Origin of the sequence: Amycolatopsis sp. FDAARGOS 1241, from assembly GCF_016889705.1 — a bacterium.
Lineage (GTDB): Bacteria > Actinomycetota > Actinomycetes > Mycobacteriales > Pseudonocardiaceae > Amycolatopsis.
On the sequence record NZ_CP069526.1, the window covers coordinates 492,206 to 509,929 of the forward strand.

The 17,724-nt window shown below is 71.3% G+C and carries 22 protein-coding genes and 1 pseudogene; 14 read left to right on the forward strand and 9 right to left on the reverse strand.

Features of this window, described 5'->3' with window-relative positions; genetic code table 11:
- Window positions 1-61: 61 nt before the first annotated feature.
- The 9 genes from I6J71_RS02345 to I6J71_RS47510 all read right to left on the reverse strand — a co-directional run bounded on the left by I6J71_RS02345 (window position 62) and on the right by I6J71_RS47510 (window position 6,191).
- Window positions 62-496 (reverse strand): response regulator transcription factor, encoded by a 435-nt coding sequence (locus I6J71_RS02345; RefSeq protein WP_204093214.1) that lies wholly within the window; start codon window positions 494-496, stop codon window positions 62-64.
- A gap of 175 nt (window positions 497-671) precedes the next feature.
- Window positions 672-1,745 (reverse strand): IS630 family transposase, encoded by a 1,074-nt coding sequence (locus I6J71_RS02350; RefSeq protein WP_204089022.1) that lies wholly within the window; start codon window positions 1,743-1,745, stop codon window positions 672-674.
- Window positions 1,746-1,961: 216 nt separating this feature from the next.
- The gene (locus tag I6J71_RS02355; RefSeq protein ID WP_204093215.1) at window positions 1,962-2,336 is read right to left on the reverse strand and encodes a DUF2511 domain-containing protein; all 375 of its coding nucleotides are present in this window, start codon (window positions 2,334-2,336) and stop codon (window positions 1,962-1,964) included.
- A gap of 7 nt (window positions 2,337-2,343) precedes the next feature.
- Window positions 2,344-3,213: an ABC transporter ATP-binding protein gene (locus tag I6J71_RS02360; RefSeq protein ID WP_204093216.1), complete on the reverse strand. Its 870-nt coding sequence runs from the start codon at window positions 3,211-3,213 to the stop codon at window positions 2,344-2,346.
- The gene (locus I6J71_RS02365; RefSeq protein WP_204093217.1) at window positions 3,210-4,034 is read right to left on the reverse strand and encodes a hypothetical protein; all 825 of its coding nucleotides are present in this window, start codon (window positions 4,032-4,034) and stop codon (window positions 3,210-3,212) included. The genes I6J71_RS02360 and I6J71_RS02365 overlap by 4 nt, the downstream gene beginning before the upstream one ends.
- On the reverse strand, window positions 4,031-4,627 hold the full coding sequence (locus I6J71_RS02370; protein WP_204093218.1) for a hypothetical protein: 597 nt from the start codon (window positions 4,625-4,627) through the stop codon (window positions 4,031-4,033). Before I6J71_RS02370 ends, I6J71_RS02365 begins: the two co-directional genes overlap by 4 nt.
- A gap of 32 nt (window positions 4,628-4,659) precedes the next feature.
- On the reverse strand, window positions 4,660-4,893 hold the full coding sequence (locus I6J71_RS02375) for a hypothetical protein (protein ID WP_204093219.1): 234 nt from the start codon (window positions 4,891-4,893) through the stop codon (window positions 4,660-4,662).
- A gap of 21 nt (window positions 4,894-4,914) precedes the next feature.
- Window positions 4,915-6,000, reverse strand: a complete 1,086-nt coding sequence (locus tag I6J71_RS02380; RefSeq protein ID WP_204093220.1) for a hypothetical protein — start codon at window positions 5,998-6,000, stop codon at window positions 4,915-4,917.
- Entirely contained in the window at window positions 5,997-6,191 is a 195-nt protein-coding gene (locus I6J71_RS47510; RefSeq protein ID WP_239154378.1) for an RNA polymerase sigma factor, read from the reverse strand. The genes I6J71_RS02380 and I6J71_RS47510 overlap by 4 nt, the downstream gene beginning before the upstream one ends.
- On the opposite strand from I6J71_RS47510, the gene I6J71_RS47515 reads away from it, so the two are divergent.
- The 14 genes and pseudogenes from I6J71_RS47515 (at window position 6,162) to galT (ending at window position 17,680) form a co-directional block, all read left to right on the forward strand.
- Entirely contained in the window at window positions 6,162-6,605 is a 444-nt protein-coding gene (locus I6J71_RS47515) for a lantibiotic dehydratase C-terminal domain-containing protein (RefSeq protein WP_239154379.1), read from the forward strand. The two genes, I6J71_RS47510 and I6J71_RS47515, sit on opposite strands and share 30 nt — an antisense overlap.
- Window positions 6,602-7,900, forward strand: a complete 1,299-nt coding sequence (locus tag I6J71_RS02390; protein ID WP_204093222.1) for a lanthionine synthetase C family protein — start codon at window positions 6,602-6,604, stop codon at window positions 7,898-7,900. Before I6J71_RS47515 ends, I6J71_RS02390 begins: the two co-directional genes overlap by 4 nt.
- Window positions 7,901-7,910: 10 nt before the next feature.
- Window positions 7,911-8,150: a hypothetical protein gene (locus tag I6J71_RS02395; protein WP_204093223.1), complete on the forward strand. Its 240-nt coding sequence runs from the start codon at window positions 7,911-7,913 to the stop codon at window positions 8,148-8,150.
- Window positions 8,078-8,458 carry a flavoprotein gene (locus I6J71_RS02400; RefSeq protein WP_204093224.1) on the forward strand — a complete coding sequence of 127 codons (381 nt, stop codon included), beginning with the start codon at window positions 8,078-8,080 and terminating at the stop codon, window positions 8,456-8,458. Before I6J71_RS02395 ends, I6J71_RS02400 begins: the two co-directional genes overlap by 73 nt.
- A pseudogene (locus I6J71_RS02410) lies at window positions 8,455-9,352 on the forward strand (ABC transporter ATP-binding protein). Before I6J71_RS02400 ends, I6J71_RS02410 begins: the two are co-directional and overlap by 4 nt.
- Window positions 9,353-9,363: 11 nt before the next feature.
- On the forward strand, window positions 9,364-10,173 hold the full coding sequence (locus tag I6J71_RS02415) for an ABC transporter permease (RefSeq protein WP_204093226.1): 810 nt from the start codon (window positions 9,364-9,366) through the stop codon (window positions 10,171-10,173).
- Entirely contained in the window at window positions 10,170-11,336 is a 1,167-nt protein-coding gene (locus I6J71_RS02420) for a hypothetical protein (RefSeq protein ID WP_204093227.1), read from the forward strand. Before I6J71_RS02415 ends, I6J71_RS02420 begins: the two co-directional genes overlap by 4 nt.
- 100 nt (window positions 11,337-11,436) lie before the next feature.
- On the forward strand, window positions 11,437-11,901 hold the full coding sequence (locus tag I6J71_RS02425) for a DUF4190 domain-containing protein (protein ID WP_204093228.1): 465 nt from the start codon (window positions 11,437-11,439) through the stop codon (window positions 11,899-11,901).
- Between the two features lie 359 nt (window positions 11,902-12,260).
- A complete protein-coding gene (locus I6J71_RS02430; protein WP_204093229.1) occupies window positions 12,261-12,914 on the forward strand; it encodes a response regulator transcription factor in 654 nt (217 codons plus the stop codon).
- A gap of 16 nt (window positions 12,915-12,930) precedes the next feature.
- Window positions 12,931-13,548, forward strand: a complete 618-nt coding sequence (locus tag I6J71_RS02435; RefSeq protein ID WP_204093230.1) for a trimeric intracellular cation channel family protein — start codon at window positions 12,931-12,933, stop codon at window positions 13,546-13,548.
- Window positions 13,549-13,600: 52 nt separating this feature from the next.
- Window positions 13,601-14,293, forward strand: coding sequence for a response regulator transcription factor (locus I6J71_RS02440; protein WP_204093231.1), 693 nt, complete (start codon window positions 13,601-13,603; stop codon window positions 14,291-14,293).
- The gene (locus tag I6J71_RS02445) at window positions 14,290-15,717 is read left to right on the forward strand and encodes a sensor histidine kinase (RefSeq protein WP_204093232.1); all 1,428 of its coding nucleotides are present in this window, start codon (window positions 14,290-14,292) and stop codon (window positions 15,715-15,717) included. The genes I6J71_RS02440 and I6J71_RS02445 overlap by 4 nt, the downstream gene beginning before the upstream one ends.
- An 80-nt stretch (window positions 15,718-15,797) precedes the next feature.
- On the forward strand, window positions 15,798-16,601 hold the full coding sequence (locus tag I6J71_RS02450; protein ID WP_204093233.1) for a DeoR/GlpR family DNA-binding transcription regulator: 804 nt from the start codon (window positions 15,798-15,800) through the stop codon (window positions 16,599-16,601).
- Entirely contained in the window at window positions 16,598-17,680 is a 1,083-nt protein-coding gene (gene galT, locus I6J71_RS02455; RefSeq protein ID WP_204093234.1) for a galactose-1-phosphate uridylyltransferase, read from the forward strand. The genes I6J71_RS02450 and galT overlap by 4 nt, the downstream gene beginning before the upstream one ends.
- The last annotated feature ends 44 nt before the right edge of the window (window positions 17,681-17,724 follow it).

A 17,724-nucleotide genomic window follows, 5' to 3' on the forward strand; every position in this document is an offset into this window, starting at 1 on the left:
GCACCTTCGGCGGCTTGTGGCAGCTTCGGAAGCGATCATGGCAGTTCGGTGGGTTCCGGGCTCAGTGGCGGGCCACCGCGACCAGCATCGCGCTCCGGTCGGCCATGCGGGATTTGAGCTCGGAACGCCCGGATACCCCCAATTGCTCGTACAACCGGCGAAGCCGGCGGTACATCGAACGCTCCGAACAGTAGAACTCGCGCGCGATGGCCGAGATGCTGCTGGTGCCGCACAGCATCCGCATGAGCCGGCCGGTGTCTTCCGGGTCGCCGGGTTCGGCGTCCGCGCCGGGTTCGAGCGTGCGCACCTCCACGAGCCGCGGTCCGCGCCGGGGCTGACCCGAGCAGGTGGCGAGAACTGCGCCGAGCTGTTTTTCGGGTGGCAGCCGGACGTTCAGCACCGCGCTGGCTCCGCTGTCGATCGCGCGAAACGTCTGGTGCCCGTCGAGATCGTCGACGACGGCGATGATCTGCCGCAGGCAATCCTTGTGCCGCAACGAACGGATCAGCGCAACGTCGGGTTCGCTCGCCGCCGGGACCAGAACCGGTGTTCCGTCTGGTGGCAATTCCACCAACGAAGGTGGTTCGAGAAAGTCGAGTGTGATACCGGCTCCGGCCCAGTCTTCTCGGCTACCGAAGGGACTAAAACGTAACCCGGCGTGCGCTTTATCACTAGTGGTCTGTGTTTGAAGTGGTCTGACGGTTGGACTTCTTGAGGATCTCGTCGGCGGTTTTGGTCCAGATGAAGGGGTGGCAGCGTTCGTTCCAGCCGTCGATGAAGGCGCGGATCTTGGCGTTGAGGTCGTGGACGGAGCGGAAGCTGCCGCGGCGGATGGTTTGGCGTTCGATGATGCCGAACCAGACCTCGACCAGGTTGAGCCAGGAGCCTGAGGTTGGTGTGAAATGGACGTGGATTCGCGGGTTCGCCGCGAGCCAGTCGCGGATCTCGGGACGCTTGTGCGTGGCGTAGTTGTCCATCACCAGGTGTAGCTCGTCGTCGGGGTAGGCGCGGGCGAGCTGTTTGAGGAATACCAGGAACTCCTGGTGCCGGTGCCGCGGTTTGACTGCGCCAGTGACCTTGCCGGTGGCGATTTCCAGCGCGGCGAACAGGGTGGTGGTGCCGTGCCGGACATAGTCGTGGGTGCGCCGCTCGACCTGTCCAGGTTGCATCGGCAGCATTGGCTGGGTCCGGTCCAACGCTTGGACCTGGGACTTCTCGTCGACACAGAGCACGATCGCGTTCTCCGGCGGCGCCAGATACAACCCCACCACGTCGGTGACCTTGGCGACCAGCTCTGGGTCGGTGGAGAACTTGAACGTCTCGCTCCGCCAAGGCTGCACCCCGTAGTCCCGCCACGCGCGGGCCACCGTGCCGTTGCTGATCCGCAGCCGGGCGGCCAGCAGCCGGCTCGACCAGTGCGTCACGCCGAGCTTCTTCGGCGGCGGCTTCAGCGTGGCCGCAACGATCTCTCGATGGTCCACCAGCCGGGGCCGCCCCGAGCGCGCCTCGTCGTGCAGGCCGTCGATCCCACCACCCTCATAACGTTCCCGCCAGCCGATCACGGTCGGCCGCGACACCCCGACCCGTTCGGCGATCACACTGTTCGCCACACCCTCGGCGGCCAGCAGCACGATCCGCGCCCGCTGCGCCAGGCCCGCCCGCACCGACGAACTCCTGGTCAACGACAGCAACCGCTCACGATCACCATCACGAAGAGACAGCGCGGCAGCCGGTCGATTCGCCATACCGCATTCTGACACCCACCCAACCGTCAAACAACTAACGACACGCGACACTAGGTAGTATGACGCATCCACCACAGGTCCCCCGTCCTGTTGGGTGTTAATCAACCACTAGTGAAGATAGCACTCACGACCCTCCCCAAGTCTCATTCGAGTGAAAAGCAGAGTTGCTTTTCTCGGTTGAGCAGGCGGTGTGGCGGGCGAGGCGATGAGGCACGGTCACCGCTTCCCGCACAGCCCGATCCCGGTGCTGAGCAAGGAGCCCAGGCTGATCTTCCCGCCGGCGCTGCCCTGTTTGCGCACCGGCTCGATCGCCGGTACTCCGGCCGCTTCGGCTTTGTCGTTGAGCGCGTAGGACTTTCCGTCGGGTGCGACGAACACCACCTGGTCGGCGCTGTGGCATTCGAGTGTTCCGCGGTCGACGGTCAATGGCCACAGATATCCGAAATTGGCCTGGGTGACCGCTTGCCGGCTCGACGTCGGAGGCGGCAGGGGGACGGCGCTGGTCGTAGCCGGGTTCCGGGTGCCCGAGCCGCACGCGGTGAGCACGAACGCGGCGGCGAGAAAGCCGGCCACGGTGGCGATCCTGGACATTTACACCTCAGATTTTCGACTGCTCGTGCGATTGCAGAAGAGCGACGTAACCGTCTTCGAGCGTGGGCGAAACCAGTTGTGCGCCGGGCGGGGGCGTGCCGACCAGCCGGTACACGGTGCCGCCGGGCCCGGAGACGGCGTTGACGACGGTGCCGCCGGGCGGTGGTTTTTCGCCCTGCAACTGGAAAGTCCGGTCCGCCGCCGCGCCGGTGAGGCCCGCGGTGGTGCCGTGGTAAAGCACCCGGCCCTGGCTGAGCACGCAGACTTCCGGGCAGGTTTGGGCGACGTCGTCGAGGATGTGGGTGGACAGGATCATGATCCGGTCTCCGCCGAGCCCCGCGAGCAACGCGCGGAACCGCATGCGTTCCTGCGGGTCGAGCCCGGCGGTCGGCTCGTCGACGATCACCAGCCGCGGATCACCCAGCAGCGCCTGGGCGATGCCGAGGCGGCGTTTCATGCCGCCGGAGAAGCCGCTGATGCGCCGGCCGCGGTGCTCGTCGAGCCCGACCTGGCCGAGCAGGTCGTCGACCTGCGTGTGGCGGAGGTGTTTGTCGTCAACGCCTTTGAGGAGCGCGACGTAGTCGAGGAATTCGCGGGCGGTGAGATCCGGATAGAGCGACAGCTCCTGCGGCAGGTAGCCGAGCATGCGTTTCACGGCGGTGCGGCCGGACGACGTCGCCAGGTCGTGGTCGCCGACGCGGACCCGGCCGGCGGTCGGGCGCAGGATGCCGGTGAGGACGCGCATCAGCGTGGTCTTGCCGGCGCCGTTGGGGCCGAGCAGGCCGATCATGCCTTCGCCGAGGCGCAGGTCGACGCCGTCCAGCGCCGCTTCGCCGCGGCGGTAGACCTTCGTGAGTCCCTCGATGACGATCTTCACCTGATCGCTCCGTCCTGTCCGTCGTGGCGGTCCGCTCGCCAGGCCAGCACCAGCCGCGCCGCGCAGAAGAACACCACCGCGCACAGCAGGACGAGCGCGACGTTCAGCAGGGCCGACCCGGCGTCCGCCGGCGGGCTGAGGAAGCCGGTGCGCCCGCGCGCGGCCCAGACGTGCCGCGCGCCGAGCCAGGCGACGGCCGGGTAGCCGCAGAGCGGGGAGAGCACCGTGCCGGTCGGGGTCGGCACCGGCACGAATCCAGGGCTGAGCTGGGTGGCCCACAGCCAGAGCGCCACCACCACGACCCGGGCGAGCACGACGGGCATGAGCAGCCCGAGCAGGCCGGCGAGTGTGGTGATCGCGAGTGCCGCGGGCACCAGCATGGTCACGATGCCGAGCAGCGAGCTGACCAGCGGGCCCGCTGAGCCGGCCTGCGCGCTGACGACGATGCCGATCAGCACGACGACGGCGGCGACCGGTGCGAGCGCCACGGCCAGCGCCCCGGCGAGATTCCCGGCCATGCGCGTGGTGCGGCCGGCTGGGGTGGTGTCGAGGACTTCCGTGAGGCCGGGCCGGGTGTGCTGGCTCAGCCGCCCGGCCAGCGCGACACCGAGGCCCGCCACCGCGAAGGTGTTGACCACCACGAGCGTCATCCCGATGCGGCCCACGGGATCGGCCATGCCGGTCACCATGGGCGAGGAGAGCGCCAGCAGAACCGCGAGCGCCGTCAGCGGCAGCAGCGACAGCCACAGCACGCGTCCGCGCGCGGCCATGCGGGCCTCGTGGCGCACCGAACCCTGTACTGCGCTCCAGGTCGTGGTCATTCTTGTCCCCCGTCGAGCAGGCCCCGGCCCTCGCTGATCCGGCGCGCGGCCGGCACCGCGAACAGCGCCGCGATCACGAGCAGCGCACCGATCCGGCCGGCTGGGGCGGAGAAGAACCGGTCGAGCACGAACAGCTGCGCGAACCACGCGCACAGCACCACCGTGGACGCGGCGGCGACCGACCGCAGCACCGCGGCGGCCCACGTGCCCGCCGCACCGAGCATGAGGCCGAACGCGCACACCGTGGCGAACCGCGTGACCGCCTCGGCACTCGGCACCAACCCGGCCGCCACGATCACCGCCCCGAGCGCCACGGCTGCGCCCAGCAGGCCGAGCCGCCGCGCGAACGTCGTGCCCAGCGGCGTCGGCAGACTCAGGTGCAGCTCCACCGCCCGCTCACCACCGGCGACCGCGGCCGCCGCCACCCCGGCCACCAGCGATAGCACCGCCTGCGCGACCCACGCGCCGGCGAACCCGCCACCCCGCAGGCCGAGCCCACTGGCCAGCACCAGCGCGGCAACCAACGGCGGCGCGGCGAGGACGTGCCGCCCCGCCCGCTTCGCCTCGTAACGCCACAACTGGAGGTGGTCCATACCTGGTACGTAGCGGGGGAGGCCCGGGTGGTTCACGCGAACTCCCGGCGGCGTTCGGGCAGTCGTAGTTGGCGGGCGGCCAGGACGAGCAGAGCGGGGGCGAGTGCCGAGGGCGCGGTGGCCCAGGTTTCGGCAGCGCCGAGGCCTTCGGTGAGGGAACCGAGGAGCCACGCGGATTCCGGCTGGCGCTGCCGCCGCTGCGGCCACGAGGTCAGGTGATTCTGCCTGGCCCGCGCCGCTCCGTGGTGCCGCGGGCGGTGGTGCACCGAGGGTGTCGGCGGGGTGGTTCACGCGAGTTCCCGGTGGCGTTCGGGCAGGCGTAGCTGGCGGGCGGCCAGGACGAACAGCAGCAGGACGAGGGCGAGCGTCCAGGGAGTCGTGCCCCAGATTTGCGCGGCGGCGGCGCCGATGCGTTCGGCGAGGCCGCCGCGGGCGAGGGTGGTCAGGGAGCCCAGGCACCAAGCCGCGACGGCGGCCGCGGCGCCGACGCCGGAGGACCAGCGGACGGTGCCGGCGACGGCGATGGCCGAGGCGAGCAGCGACTGGCCCAGCCAGCCCGTGACCACGTCGAACACGCCGCTGCCGATGCCCGCCGCGTGGACGGCGACCGAACCGGCCAGCGCCAGGAGGAGATCGACGGCCAGCACCACCACCAAGCGCGCGACGAATACCGTGACGGGTGACGTCGGCAGGGCGAACAGGAGCTCGCCCCGCGGGTCGCCGCGGCGCGAGACGGTGGCCAGCGAGCCCAGCAGCGCGACGAGGACCACGCCGGCCGCGAAGTAGCGCGACGCAAGCAACGGGTCGGGGGTGATCAGCGCGATCGCGACGGCGGCGGCGAGGCCGACGAAGCTCAGCGGGAGCAGCCGGCGGGGCATCAGGCGGAGCTGCCACCAGACCAGCAGGGCACTCGTTCGCAAAGATCGGCGCAGGGCCGGCCTGGGTGCCGCGTCCGGGAGTGCGCTCGCTCGCAACGGTCGGCGCGGGGTCGCCGCTTCCGGCGGCAGCGCGTTGGCCGCAGCTGCCAGGTCGGCCGGACGCGAGTGGGATTCGGGTGCGGGGTCCTGCCCCCGTGCGTCGGATGCGGGCGCGAGGTCCGGCTGCGGTACCTCGGATGCCGGCGGCGCGAAGTCCGGCCGACGCGAGCCGCGTGCGAGGTCCGGCCCCGGTGCCTCGGAAGCGAGCATCAGGTTCGGCAGCAGCGTGTCGAACGACGGCGGCGCCAGCTCGGGCGTCAGGACCAGCGCGGCTTGGCACGTGGCCGCCGTGAGTGAGCGCCAGGACTCCCAGCGCCGGTGGCAGGCGGGGCACTCCGCGAGGTGGCCCTCGGGCCGGGCGATGCGACGCAGTTCGTCGTCGGTGGGGTGGGTCATGGTGTGCTCCTGCGGGCCGGAGACGGGCTGAGCCGCGCGCTCAGGTGGCGCCGGGCGTGCGACATCCTGCTTTTGACGGTGCCGACCGGGATGCCCAGCGCGGTCGCCACCTCCGGGTACGAGAGGTCTTCGGCGAGCACCAGCACGAGGACTTCGCGCAGGTGTTCCGGCAGCTCGGTGATCGCTTCCACCAGGGCCGCCCGTTCGACGCCGGCGAGTACGCGGTCCTCGACGCCGGCGACGCGGCCGAATCGTGGCTCGCGATCACCGGCAGCCGCCGCGAACTGCCCGCGGAGTACCGAAAAGACCCGGCGCGGTGGCAACGCCGGATCGACCCCGCAGGTGGCTGGGCCGGGCTCGGCGAAGCCGGCGTTCCCGTCCTGGCCGCGCTGAGCGCGCGCGACGCCGCGGCCCGCGACTACGGGCGGCTCATCCGCGAGCTCGGCGGCCGTTGTGCGGCACCGGAAGCACGGATCGTCGGCAGCCTGATGCACATGACCTGCAACCGGCTCCTCGGCGGCTCCTCCAGCCGGGAGGCCACCGTGCTCGGGCTCGCACGCGGTGCCGTGCAGGACAACGCGAACCGGCGGAGGCACCACCGATGACCGCGTGCCTGACCGACGCCGAAGAAGCCGTCCTGCTCGTGGCGGACCGGCTCGCCGAGCCGGATTCCGTCGCCGAGATCGCGAGCCGGCCCGACAACGTCGAGCCGATCTACGGTGCGTCGATGTGGGCCCCGGTCGCGCTCGCCGCGGGCCTTCCCGGCATCGCCCTGCTGTACGCCGAACTCGCGGCGGCCGACGAACGCTGGTTCGCCGTGGCTCACCGGCACGTCGCCCGCGCTGCGCAGCTGATGTCCGGGCAACCGGCCAACGGCCTCTACGCCGGGCCCGCGGCGCTGCTCACCGCAGTGCACCGGCTGAGCCCTAACTACGGGACGCTGCGCCGGAAGCTCGCCGCCTGGGTTGCGGCGGATCAGCAGTCGCGGCTCGACGCGTGCGCCGCGCGCACCGAACCCGGCGTCTCGTGGGCGCACTACGACGTGATCAACGGCCTGTCCGGAACCGCCCGGCTGCTGCTGGACGTCGGCGAAACCGGCGTGGTCGAGAGCACGTTGCGGTACCTGGTGCAGCTGACCGAACCGATCACCGTGGACGGACGCACCGTACCCGGCTGGTGGATCCCGTCGGAGCTGCAGCCGGTCGCCGAAGACGCCCGCCGGTACCCGCGCGGCGACTTCAACCTCGGCCTGGCTCACGGGATCCCCGGCCCGCTCGCGTTGTTCGCCGCGGCGCTCGAACGCGACGTGGAAGTGCCCGGACAGCGTGCTGCCATGCGGCGCATCGGATCTTGGCTGCTCGCCCGGCGCCGCACCGGCGAGGCGGGCGCATTCTGGCCGTGCCGGCTCGGCTGGGACGAGGAACTCTCACCCGCCGCCGACGTGTTCACCCGTGAGGCGTGGTGTTACGGCGCTCCCGGCGTGGCGGCCGCGCTCCACCGGGCCGGCGCGGTGCTGGGCGAAGCCGGGTGGTGCGCCGCCGCAGTCGGTGCGTTGCGCGCCGTCCTGGCCCGCGACGAACAGTCGTGGCGGCTCGACGGCCCGACCGTCTGCCACGGCTACGCCGGCCTGCTCCAGATCCTGCGCCGCGTCGGCACCGCGGCCGGCGACCCGGTGCTGCTCGGCGGCTGCGCCCGGCTGACTGCCCGGGTGCTGTCGTTCGCCGACCCGGCCGCCCCGTTCGTCTTCCCCCACCTCGTGCCGGATTCGCCGCGGGGCTGGCTGGACGCGACGGGTTACCGGCGGCTGAACGTCGCCGGAATGCTCGAAGGCGCGGCCGGCGTGGCCTGCGCCCTGATGCCCGCGGCGGGTGCGTGGGACACCGCCCTGATGCTGACCTGAGGAGGTCGCCATGCCCGCCTTACCGGAAAAACTCCTGCTCGGCGTGAGCGGTTCGGTCGCGGTGCTGAGCCTGCCCGGCTACCTGCACGCGTTCCGCACCGCTGGGGTGCGCCAGATCGTCGCCGTGCTCACCAGGACCGCGGCGCGTTTCCTGCCGCCGAGCAGCCTCGCCGTGCTGTGCGATCGCGTCTGCACCGACGAGGATCGGGCGGGCACGTCGCGCTCGGCTGGTGGGCCGACCGCGCGCTGATCCTGCCCGCCACGGCGAACCTGCTCGGCACCGTTGCCCACGGCCTCGCGCCCACCCTGCTCACCACGACCGTGCTGGGCGCCGACTGCCCGGTCACCTTCGCGCCGGCGATGAACCCGGTGATGTGGCAGCGGCCCGCGGTGCAGCGCAACGTCGCGCTGCTGCGCGAGGACGGCCACGACGTCGTCGACCCGATCCCGGGCACCGCCTACGAGGTGGCGAGCCGCGCGATCGTGCCGAGCATCGTCGTGCCGCCGGCCGAAGTGCTGCTGGAGCGGCTGGGCGCGGTGGCGGAGGTGCCGGCATGACGCCCGCGTTCGACGTGCGTGACCTCGTGGTCACCTACGGCGGGCGGACCGCCGTCGACGGGGTGTCGCTCGGTGCGCAGCCCGGCGAGATCGTCGCGCTGCTCGGCCCGAACGGCGCCGGGAAGTCCACTCTGCTCAAAGCGCTGTCCACCGCCGGACTCCGACCGGATCGAGGTGTTCGGGCACGACACAGCGGTGGATCCCGTCGCCGTGCGGCGGCGGATCGGCATGGTCTTCCAGGAGCAGACACTCGACCCCGATCTGCCGGTGGAACGCAACCTCTGGTTCCACGCCCGCCTCTTCGGGCTGTCGCGGGCACAAGCGCGAGCGCGCATCGACGACGTGCTGCACCAGTTCGACCTGGCCGACCGGCGCGCCGACCCCGTCGAACAGCTCTCCGGCGGGCTCGCGCGCCGGTTGGAGATCGCGCGGGCCTTGCTGCACCGCCCCGGCCTGGTCATCCTCGACGAGCCGACGACCGGCCTCGACCCCGACGTCCGCCGGGCGCTGTGGGCTGACCTTCGCCGGCTGCGTGACGAGGAGCGCGTGACCGTCCTGTACGCCACGCATTATCTGGCCGAGGCCGAGCTCGCCGACCAGGTGGCGATCATCCACAACGGACTCCTGGTGCGCGGCGGTTCGCCCGCCGTGCTCAAGGCCGAGCTGGCGGCGACCGCGTTGCGCCTGTCCACTGCGGACGACGTCGTGGCCGAAGCCGAGCTCATCCGCGCGGGCTTCGATGCGTCGTCCACAACGGACGGTTTGCTGGTGCGGTGCGCACAGCCTGAACGGCGGATCGCCGAGGTCGTGCGGGCGGTCACCGTGCCGGTCACCGAGGTGGCCCTGCGGGAGCCCTCGCTGGACGACGTCTACTTCGCCACCACCGAATCCTGAGGGCGGACACCATGACTGTGCAGGAAATCCGCGTGCCCGTCCCGGCGACGGCGGAGTCCGCTCGGGCGCCGTGGGCTGAGTTCTCCCGCGCGCTGGCCGTGGTTGCCGGGCGTGATCTGTACCGGCAGGCCCGCCATCCCGGCACGCTCGTCGCGCAAGCCGTGCAGGTGGTGTTCTTCCTGCTCGTCTACGCGGTCGGGTTCGACGGCATGATCGGCTCGGTCGACGGCGTGCCGTTCAGCGCGTATGTGTTTCCCGGCATCATCGCGATCCAGGTCGTGACGCTCGGGGTGACGTCCGGGCTGAGCTACGCGTTCGACCGCGAGTACGGCGCGCTGCGGGAGATGCTGGTGGCGCCGGTCCCGCGACTGTGCCTGCCGCTGGGCAAGGTCTTCGCGACGGCCGTGACCGCCGGTGCGCAGAGCGCGGTCATGCTGGTTTTCGCGCCGCTGCTGGGCATGCGGCTCACGCCACTGTCCTATCCGGTCGGGGTGGTGTCGTTCACGCTGGTCGGCGCGATCTTCGGTCTGTTCGGCGCGTTCCTCGCCACGGTGATCACCCGGGTGCAGACGCTGCAGAGCGCCGTGCAGCTGGCGATGTACCCGCTGCTGTTCCTGTCCGGCTCGGTGTTCCGCCCGGACGGCGGGCCGTCGTGGCTCTCGGCCGCCCTGAAGGTCAACCCGATGACGTACGCGGTCGACGGCGTGCGTCACCTGCTGGTGCCGGGCGGCGGGGCGCTGCCGTGGTGGCTCGATCTGGCCGTGACCGGGGGACTGGCCGTGGTCTTCGCGGTGCTGCTTCGGCTGCGGGTGGGACGGTGACCTCGCGCGACTGGCTCGAAGCGCACCTCGAATGGTTCGCTCCCGCGCTGTGGAACGAATTCCTGCCGGCGCGGCCGTTCGGCGGTGGGCCGCTGCTGGAGCTGCTGATCCTGTGCGACGAGGTGCCCGGGCTCGCCGTCACCGGTCCCGCGCTCGAGCTGGCCGACCGCCTGACTGCGGCGCCGGAGTTCCGCGCCGGGCTCTACCGCGGCGACGCGTACTTCACCTACCACGTCTGGCTGCTCGTGCTGATGGACCGGCTCGGCGCTCGTCGCCCTGAGCTGCTGGCCGCGGCGCAGGGGCTGCTCGACGCGGGTGTGCGGCCGAACCAGGACGGGATCGGCGCACTGGAACTGAGGTACGTCACGGACCTCGGCGGGCTCGCGAACCCGCACCTGCCGTCCGCCCGGCGCCTGTACGACCGCTGGCGCGAAGGACAGCACCTCGACCCCTTCCGCATGACCGACGCCGACTGCTACGCCCTGACCCACGCGGTCTTCTACGGCACGGCGTTCGGCCGCACCACGATCCCTCCGGACCCGGCGCTGACTGGGGCAACCCGGCTCATGCTGGCCGCCCATCTCGCCCGAGGCGACCTCGACCTGGGCGCGGAACTCTTCCACACCGCCCTGCTGACCGGCGCGTCGAGCGAGCCCGCGCGGCAGCGGCTGGCCACCGCCGCGCGGGACGGCGGCGCGGTCGCCGGCCCGCTCCACGATCCGGCCGTCGCGGCCCGGCTGACCGGTCGCAAAGCCGACGCCTACGAGTTCGGGACGTGTTACCACACCACGCTCGTCACCGAACTCGCCCTCGCGGCGCCGGTGTCCGGCGAACCGATGCCCGAGCCGGGACCGATCGAAGACCTGGTGTTGGCGTTCCGGCGCGGCGACCTGAGCCGGACCGCGACCCTGCTGTCCGGCGTCGCGTACGAAGGCCGACGCGACCCCGCCGTCGTCGCCGCGGGACGGCACTTGCGCGCCCAGCGACAACCCGACGGCAGCTTCGGCATCCCACCCGATGCCGAGCGGACGGCGTTGTGCGAGGTCGCGTTGGAGCGGTTCGACGTCGCCGGTGGTGCCGTGCGCGACGAGCCCTCGGCCGTGGTGGACGGAGTGGACGGGCTGGGTGGCCTGGGTGCGCCGACGAAGGCGGGCAGCTCGTAGCCGGCCGGATGTGCAGGAGTGGTAACGATCGGGCAATTTACCCGATAAGGCGTGCGCCGAGCCGTATGGTCTCGGTTCTCAACGTAGAAAGGTGTCACCTGTGAGCACGCCCGACAACCGTGAGCAGTACCAGCAGTACCCGGCTGGCCAGAGTGAGCCGTTCGCCGCTCCGCCGGCCGGTGGCGGTTACGGGCAGCCGGTGGTTGCGCCGCGCAACGGGTTCGGCGTCACGGCGCTCGTGCTGGGCATTCTGGCGCTCGTGCTGTGCTGGACCGTGTGGGGCGGCATCGTCCTCGGCGTCCTCGCGTTGGTCTTCGGCATTCTCGGCGTGAAGCGCGCCAACCGCCGCGAGGCCACCAACAAGGGCGTCGCCGTCTCGGGCATCGTCACCGGCAGCATCGGCCTGGTCATCGGGGTGATTCTCGTCGTGCTGGTCGGCTCGATCTTCGCGATGTTCGGGAGCCAGCTCAGCGACCTGCAGGACTGCTTGAAGCAGGCCGGCAGCGACCAGTCGCAGGTGCAGCAGTGCGAGCAGCAGTTCAGCGACGGCGTGCAGAAGCGCTGATCAACCCGCGAAGGTGGCACCCGGCGCGGGTCCGGCGGATCGGCCGGCACCGCCACCTCGCCCGGCGTGGCGGTGCCGAAGCCGAAAGCCTTCGTGATCGGCACGGTGCCCCCAGGCCCAGAACGGCAGGAGGAGTTCTCACTCTTCCTGCCGTTTCCGTTGGTCTGGACCCTCACTCCGACCGATAGCGTCGCCCGAGTGGGCAATCCGGCCACCGGAGGACCAGCACGATCACCGGCTCCGCCGGAGCAGTCCCATCACCTGGTCGTGTCTGGTTTCGAAACATTGAACAACAGTAGGTAATCTTCCTTAACGGGAAGCGGGGAGCCGCTTCGACCACCGGCTGCCGGAGGGCTTCGTTGATCAAGCTCATGTTCGCCGACGACGAGGAACTGGTTCGTTCGGGGCTGCGCGCCATGATGTCCGGGGCGTCGGACATCGAGATCGTCGGCGAGGCGAGCGACGGGAGATCCGCGGTGGAGGTGGCGCGGCGCTACCACCCGGACGTGGCGCTGCTCGACATCAAGATGCGCGCGCCCGACGACGGGATTCGGGCGCTGCGGGCCATCCTCGCGCTGCCGGACCCGCCGCGGATCGCCATGTTGACCACGTTCGACATCGACGAGTACGTGAGCCTGGCGCTGCGGCTCGGTGCCAACGGGTTCCTGCTCAAGGACATCGACCCGTCCGCACTCTTGCGTGCCATTCGCGACCTGGCCAAAGGCGGTGCCGTCCTCGACCCGGGGGTGGCGGCGCGGATGGTCCAGTCGCACCGCGACGAGCAGAGGGCCGCGCAGCCGGCGCGGAAGCTGCTGGCAAGCCTGTCCGAGCGGGAGCGTGAGGTCGTCGCGCTGATCGGCCAGGGGCTGTCGAACGCGGAGATCGGCGGGCGGCTGCACCTGTCCGAGGCGACCGTGAAGGGCTACGTCTCGGCCGTCCTGTCGAAGATCGGCGCCGCGAACCGCGTGCAGGCCGCGTTGCTGGCCTACCGCGGCGGTCTGCTCGACCAGTAGCGATGGACGGGTAGCGATGCTCACCGCGCTCGAGTTCCTCGGGCTGGTGGCCTTCGCGGCGTCCGGTGCGCTGGCCGCCGTCCGCGCGCGGCTCGACGTGTTCGGTGTGATCGTCGTCGGACTGACCACGGCGCTGGGCGGCGGCATCATCCGCGACGTGCTCCTCGGCATCCACCCGCCGACGACGCTCGCCAACTGGCCGTACCTCGCGGTCTGCGCGGCGACGGCGCTGATCGTCTTCGCGTTCCACCCCCAGGTCGCGCGGCTGCGGCGCGCGGTGCTGCTCGCCGACGCGATCGGGCTCGGCGTGTTCGCCACGGCCGGCACGACGATCGCGCTCAACGCCGGCGCCACCGCGTACGCCGCCTGCCTCATCGGCATGACCAGCGGCATCGGCGGTGGCGCCGCGCGCGATCTGCTGCTGCGCGAGATCCCCCTCGTCCTGCGCAAGGAGATCTACGCCGTCGCCGCGCTGGCCGGGGCGGTGCTCGTCGCGGTCGGTCACGCTCTGCCACTGCCACAGGGGATCGTCACCACGATCGCGGCCGCCGTGGTCGTCACGATCCGGCTGGTGGCTCTGTGGCGGCATTGGAACGCACCCGTCGCGCGGCCCGGGACGGACGAGTCTTTGTGAGTTCTGCGTGTGTTCTTAGGCGGGTCTCAGCACGCTGAGTAAGACTTACGCCATGCGCATCCTTGTAGTGGACGACGACCGAGCCGTCCGTGAATCGCTCAGGCGGTCCCTGGAGTTCAACGGGTACACCGTCGAGCTCGCCAGCGACGGTGCGCAGGCCCTGGAGTCGATCATCGCCAACCGGCCGGACGCGATGGTGCTCGACGTGATGATGCCGCGCCTCGACGGGCTCGAAGTGGCCCGCCGCCTGCGCAGCACCGGCGACGACCTGCCCATCCTCGTGCTGACCGCCCGCGACACCGTCTCCGATCGGGTCTCCGGCCTCGACGCCGGCGCCGACGACTACCTCCCCAAGCCGTTCGCCCTCGAGGAACTGCTCGCCCGCCTGCGCGCGCTGCTTCGCCGCGCCGCACCGGACAGCCAGCAGGGCGAAACGAGCGAGGTCCTGTCGTTCGCCGACCTCACTCTGGACCCCGGCACTCGCGAAGTCCGCCGCGGCGGCCGCGAGATCAGTCTCACCCGCACCGAGTTCGCGCTGCTCGAGCTGTTCCTCTCGTACCCCAAGCACGTGCTGACCCGAGGAAGGATTCTGGAGGAAGTATGGGGTTACGACTTCCCGACGTCGGGCAACGCGCTGGAGGTCTACGTCGGCTATTTGCGCCGCAAGACGGAAGCCGGCGGCGAGGCGCGGTTGATCCACACGGTGCGGGGCGTCGGGTACGTCCTGCGCGAAACGCCACCGTGACCGAACCCGACAGCGGCGCCGTCCCGACGGTCGACGTCACCGATCCCCGCGGCGACCGCTGGGGCACGCGTCGCTTCTCGCTGCGCGGGCGCGTGACGCTGCTGGCCGCCGCGTGCGTGGCCGGCGCCGTCGCGCTCGTGTCGCTGGGCGCGTACATGATCGTGTCGGGCAACCTCTACCAGCAGCTCGACGACAACCTCCTGGCCCGCGCCCAGGCCGCCGTGAACTCGCCGCAGGTGCAGACGCAGCTGAAGCAGGTGCCGGGCGCGTTCCTCGCGAGCGCCGACCTGCAGATCGGCCAGCTCAACGGCTGGACCGGCGAGCTGACCTACCCGCAGGCCGGCTCACCGCCACCGGTCGCCCAGAGCGAGCTGGACGTGGCGACGGGCGCGAAGCCGCAGTCGCTGCGCACCGACGTCGCCACGGACACCCGCGTGGTCGCGCTGCCGGCCGGGCACGGCGTGGCCATGGTGCTCGCGCAGTCGATGGAGCCGACGAAGCGCACGCTCAACGAGCTCGCCGTGGTGCTGTTCCTCGTGGGCGGTGCCGGGATCGTGGTCGCCGCGGGTGCGGGCACCGCTGTCGCGCGCGCCGGGTTGCGGCCGGTCGACCGGTTGACGTCGGCGGCCGAACGCGTCGCCGCCACCGGTGACCTGCGACCGATCCCCGTGTCCGGCGACGACGAGCTCGCCCGCCTCACCCAGAGCTTCAACACGATGCTCGGCACGGTCGCCGACTCGCAAGAACGGCAACGCCAGCTCGTCGCCGACGCCGGTCACGAGTTGCGGACCCCGCTGACCTCCTTGCGCACAAACCTGGAGCTGCTGCTCTCGGCCGGCCGGCCGGGTGCGCGCACGCTGCCGGACGAGGACCGCGCCGACATCGAGGCCGACATCCGCGGCCAGCTCGACGAGCTCACCCAGCTCATCGGCGACCTCGTGGAGCTCGCCCGCCAGGACGAGCCGCGCGAGCAGACCGAACGCGTGGAGCTGGTCGACGTCGTGGAGCGCGCGCTCGACCGGGCTCGCCGTCGCGCCGGCGACATCGAGTTCGACGTGAACCTGCAGCCGTGGGTCCTGACCGGCGACAACAGCGCGCTCGAACGGGCCGTGCTCAACTTGCTCGACAACGCCGTGAAGTTCTCGCCCACCGGCTCCCGCGTGCGGGTGACGCTGCGGCCGCTCGGCGACGGCACGGCCGTGGTCGAGGTCGCCGACTCCGGCCCCGGCATCGCCGACGAGGACCTGCCGAAGGTGTTCGACCGCTTCTACCGCTCGTCGGAGGCGCGTACGCTGCCCGGTTCCGGTCTGGGGCTCTCGATCGTGAAGCAGGCCGCCGAACGCCACGGCGGCGCCGTGTACGCGATGCACGCGCCGGAGGGGGGTGCACTGCTCACGATCCGGCTGCCGGGCGCCCCGGGCTGACGCTCGAGTGGCACGTCCACGACACCACATGTTGAATCGTGTAGGATTTTGTGTGGTTGACGGTTCGTGCTTGAGGAGTGATGGTGCTCGCGCGGCAGCGACAGGCAGTGATCCTCGAGGAGGCGCGCCGGACCGGTGCGGTCCGGGTCAGTGACCTCGTCGCGCGCCTCGGCGTGTCCGACATGACGGTGCGGCGCGACCTCGACGTGCTCGCCGGCCGCGGGCTTGTCGAGAAGGTCTACGGCGGCGCGACGTCGGTGGTCGGCAAGAGCACCGACGAGCCCGGTTTCGAAGCCAAGTCCGTGCGCCAGCGCGCCCAGAAGGAGGCCATCGCCGAAGTGGCCGCCGGCCTGGTGAAGCCCGGCACCGCGATCGGCCTGTCCGCCGGCACCACCACGTGGACGATGGCCCGCGCGCTCGACGCCATCCCGGGCCTGACCATCGTCACCAACTCGATCCAGGTCGCCGACGTGCTGCGCGCGTCCACCCAGCCCGACCGGACCGTGGTGCTCACCGGTGGCGTGCGGACGCCGTCCGACGCGCTCGTCGGGCCGGTCGCCGTGCACAGCCTGCGCTCGCTGCACCTGGACCTCGTTTTCCTCGGCGTGCACGGCATGGCCGAGGGCGCCGGGTTCACCACCCCGAACCTCACCGAGAGCGAGACCGACCGCGCGCTGGTCGAGGCGGGCCGGCGGCTGGTGGTGCTCGCCGACCACACGAAGTGGGGCACGGTCGGCATCTCGACGATCGCCGACCTCGAAGAGGCCCACGTGGTGGTGACCGACGACGGGCTGTCCGACTCGGCGCGCGAAACCCTCGCCGAGCGGGTGGGAGAACTCATGATCGCCGAAACGGCGGAGAACCTCGAGGCAGAAGACGCGTGAAACGCACTTTGCGACACCTGGCGGACGGCCGGGAGATCATCTACTTCGACCACGACGGTGAGCACGAGCGTGCCACCGAGGACACCCGGGACCTCCCACCGGTGGCCGCCGCGTCGGAGATCCGCCTCGATCCACTGACCCGCGAGTGGGTCGCGATGGCGGCGCACCGGCAGACGCGCACGTACAAGCCGCCGGCGGACCTGTGCCCGCTCGACCCGTCCGGCCCCGGGCGGCCCACCGAGATCCCGGAGCCGGACTACGACGTGGTCGTGTTCGAGAACCGGTTCCCGTCGTTCTCGCAGAACGCGCACGGCGATCCGTCCACTGTGGACGAGCTCGGCCTGGTGCCGGTCGCGCCCGGCCTCGGCCGGACCGAAGTGGTGTGCTTCACCAGCGACCACTCGGGCTCGTTCGCCCAGCTGAGCCCGGAGCGAGTGCGCCTGGTCGTCGACGTGTGGGCCGATCGCACGGCTGGCCTGGGCGAGACGCCGGGCGTCGAGCAGGTCTACCCGTTCGAGAACCGCGGTGAAGAGATCGGCGTGACGCTCTCGCACCCGCACGGCCAGATCTACGGCTACCCGTTCGTCACGCCGAAGACCGAACGGATGCTCGACGTCGCCCGCGCGTACCTCGCGGAGCACGGCCGGCCCGTGATGGGCGACGTGCTGGAGGCCGAGCAGAAGTCCGGCGCCCGCGTGGTCGTGGAGGGTGAGCACTGGACGGCGTTCGTGCCGCCCGCCGCGCGCTGGCCCGTGCACATCCAGGTCGTGCCGCACCGACAGGTGCCCGACATCCCGGCGCTCACCGACGCCGAGCGCGACGACTTCGCCGGCGTGTACCTCGACGTGCTGCGCCGCTGCGACTCGCTGTACGACCGCCCGTTGCCCTACATCGCCGCGTGGCACCAGGCGCCCGTGCGCCGCGACCGCGACCTGGCGTGGCTGCACCTCGAGTTGTTCTCCGTGCTGCGCGCGAAGGACAAGCTGAAGTACCTCGCGGGCTCCGAGTCGGGCATGGCGGTATGGATCAACGACGCGACGCCCGAGCAGATCGCGCAACGGCTTCGCGCGGCGGGCTGAGGGGTCGCGGCGGCATACTCATCTGCGAAACACAGGTTCGGCTC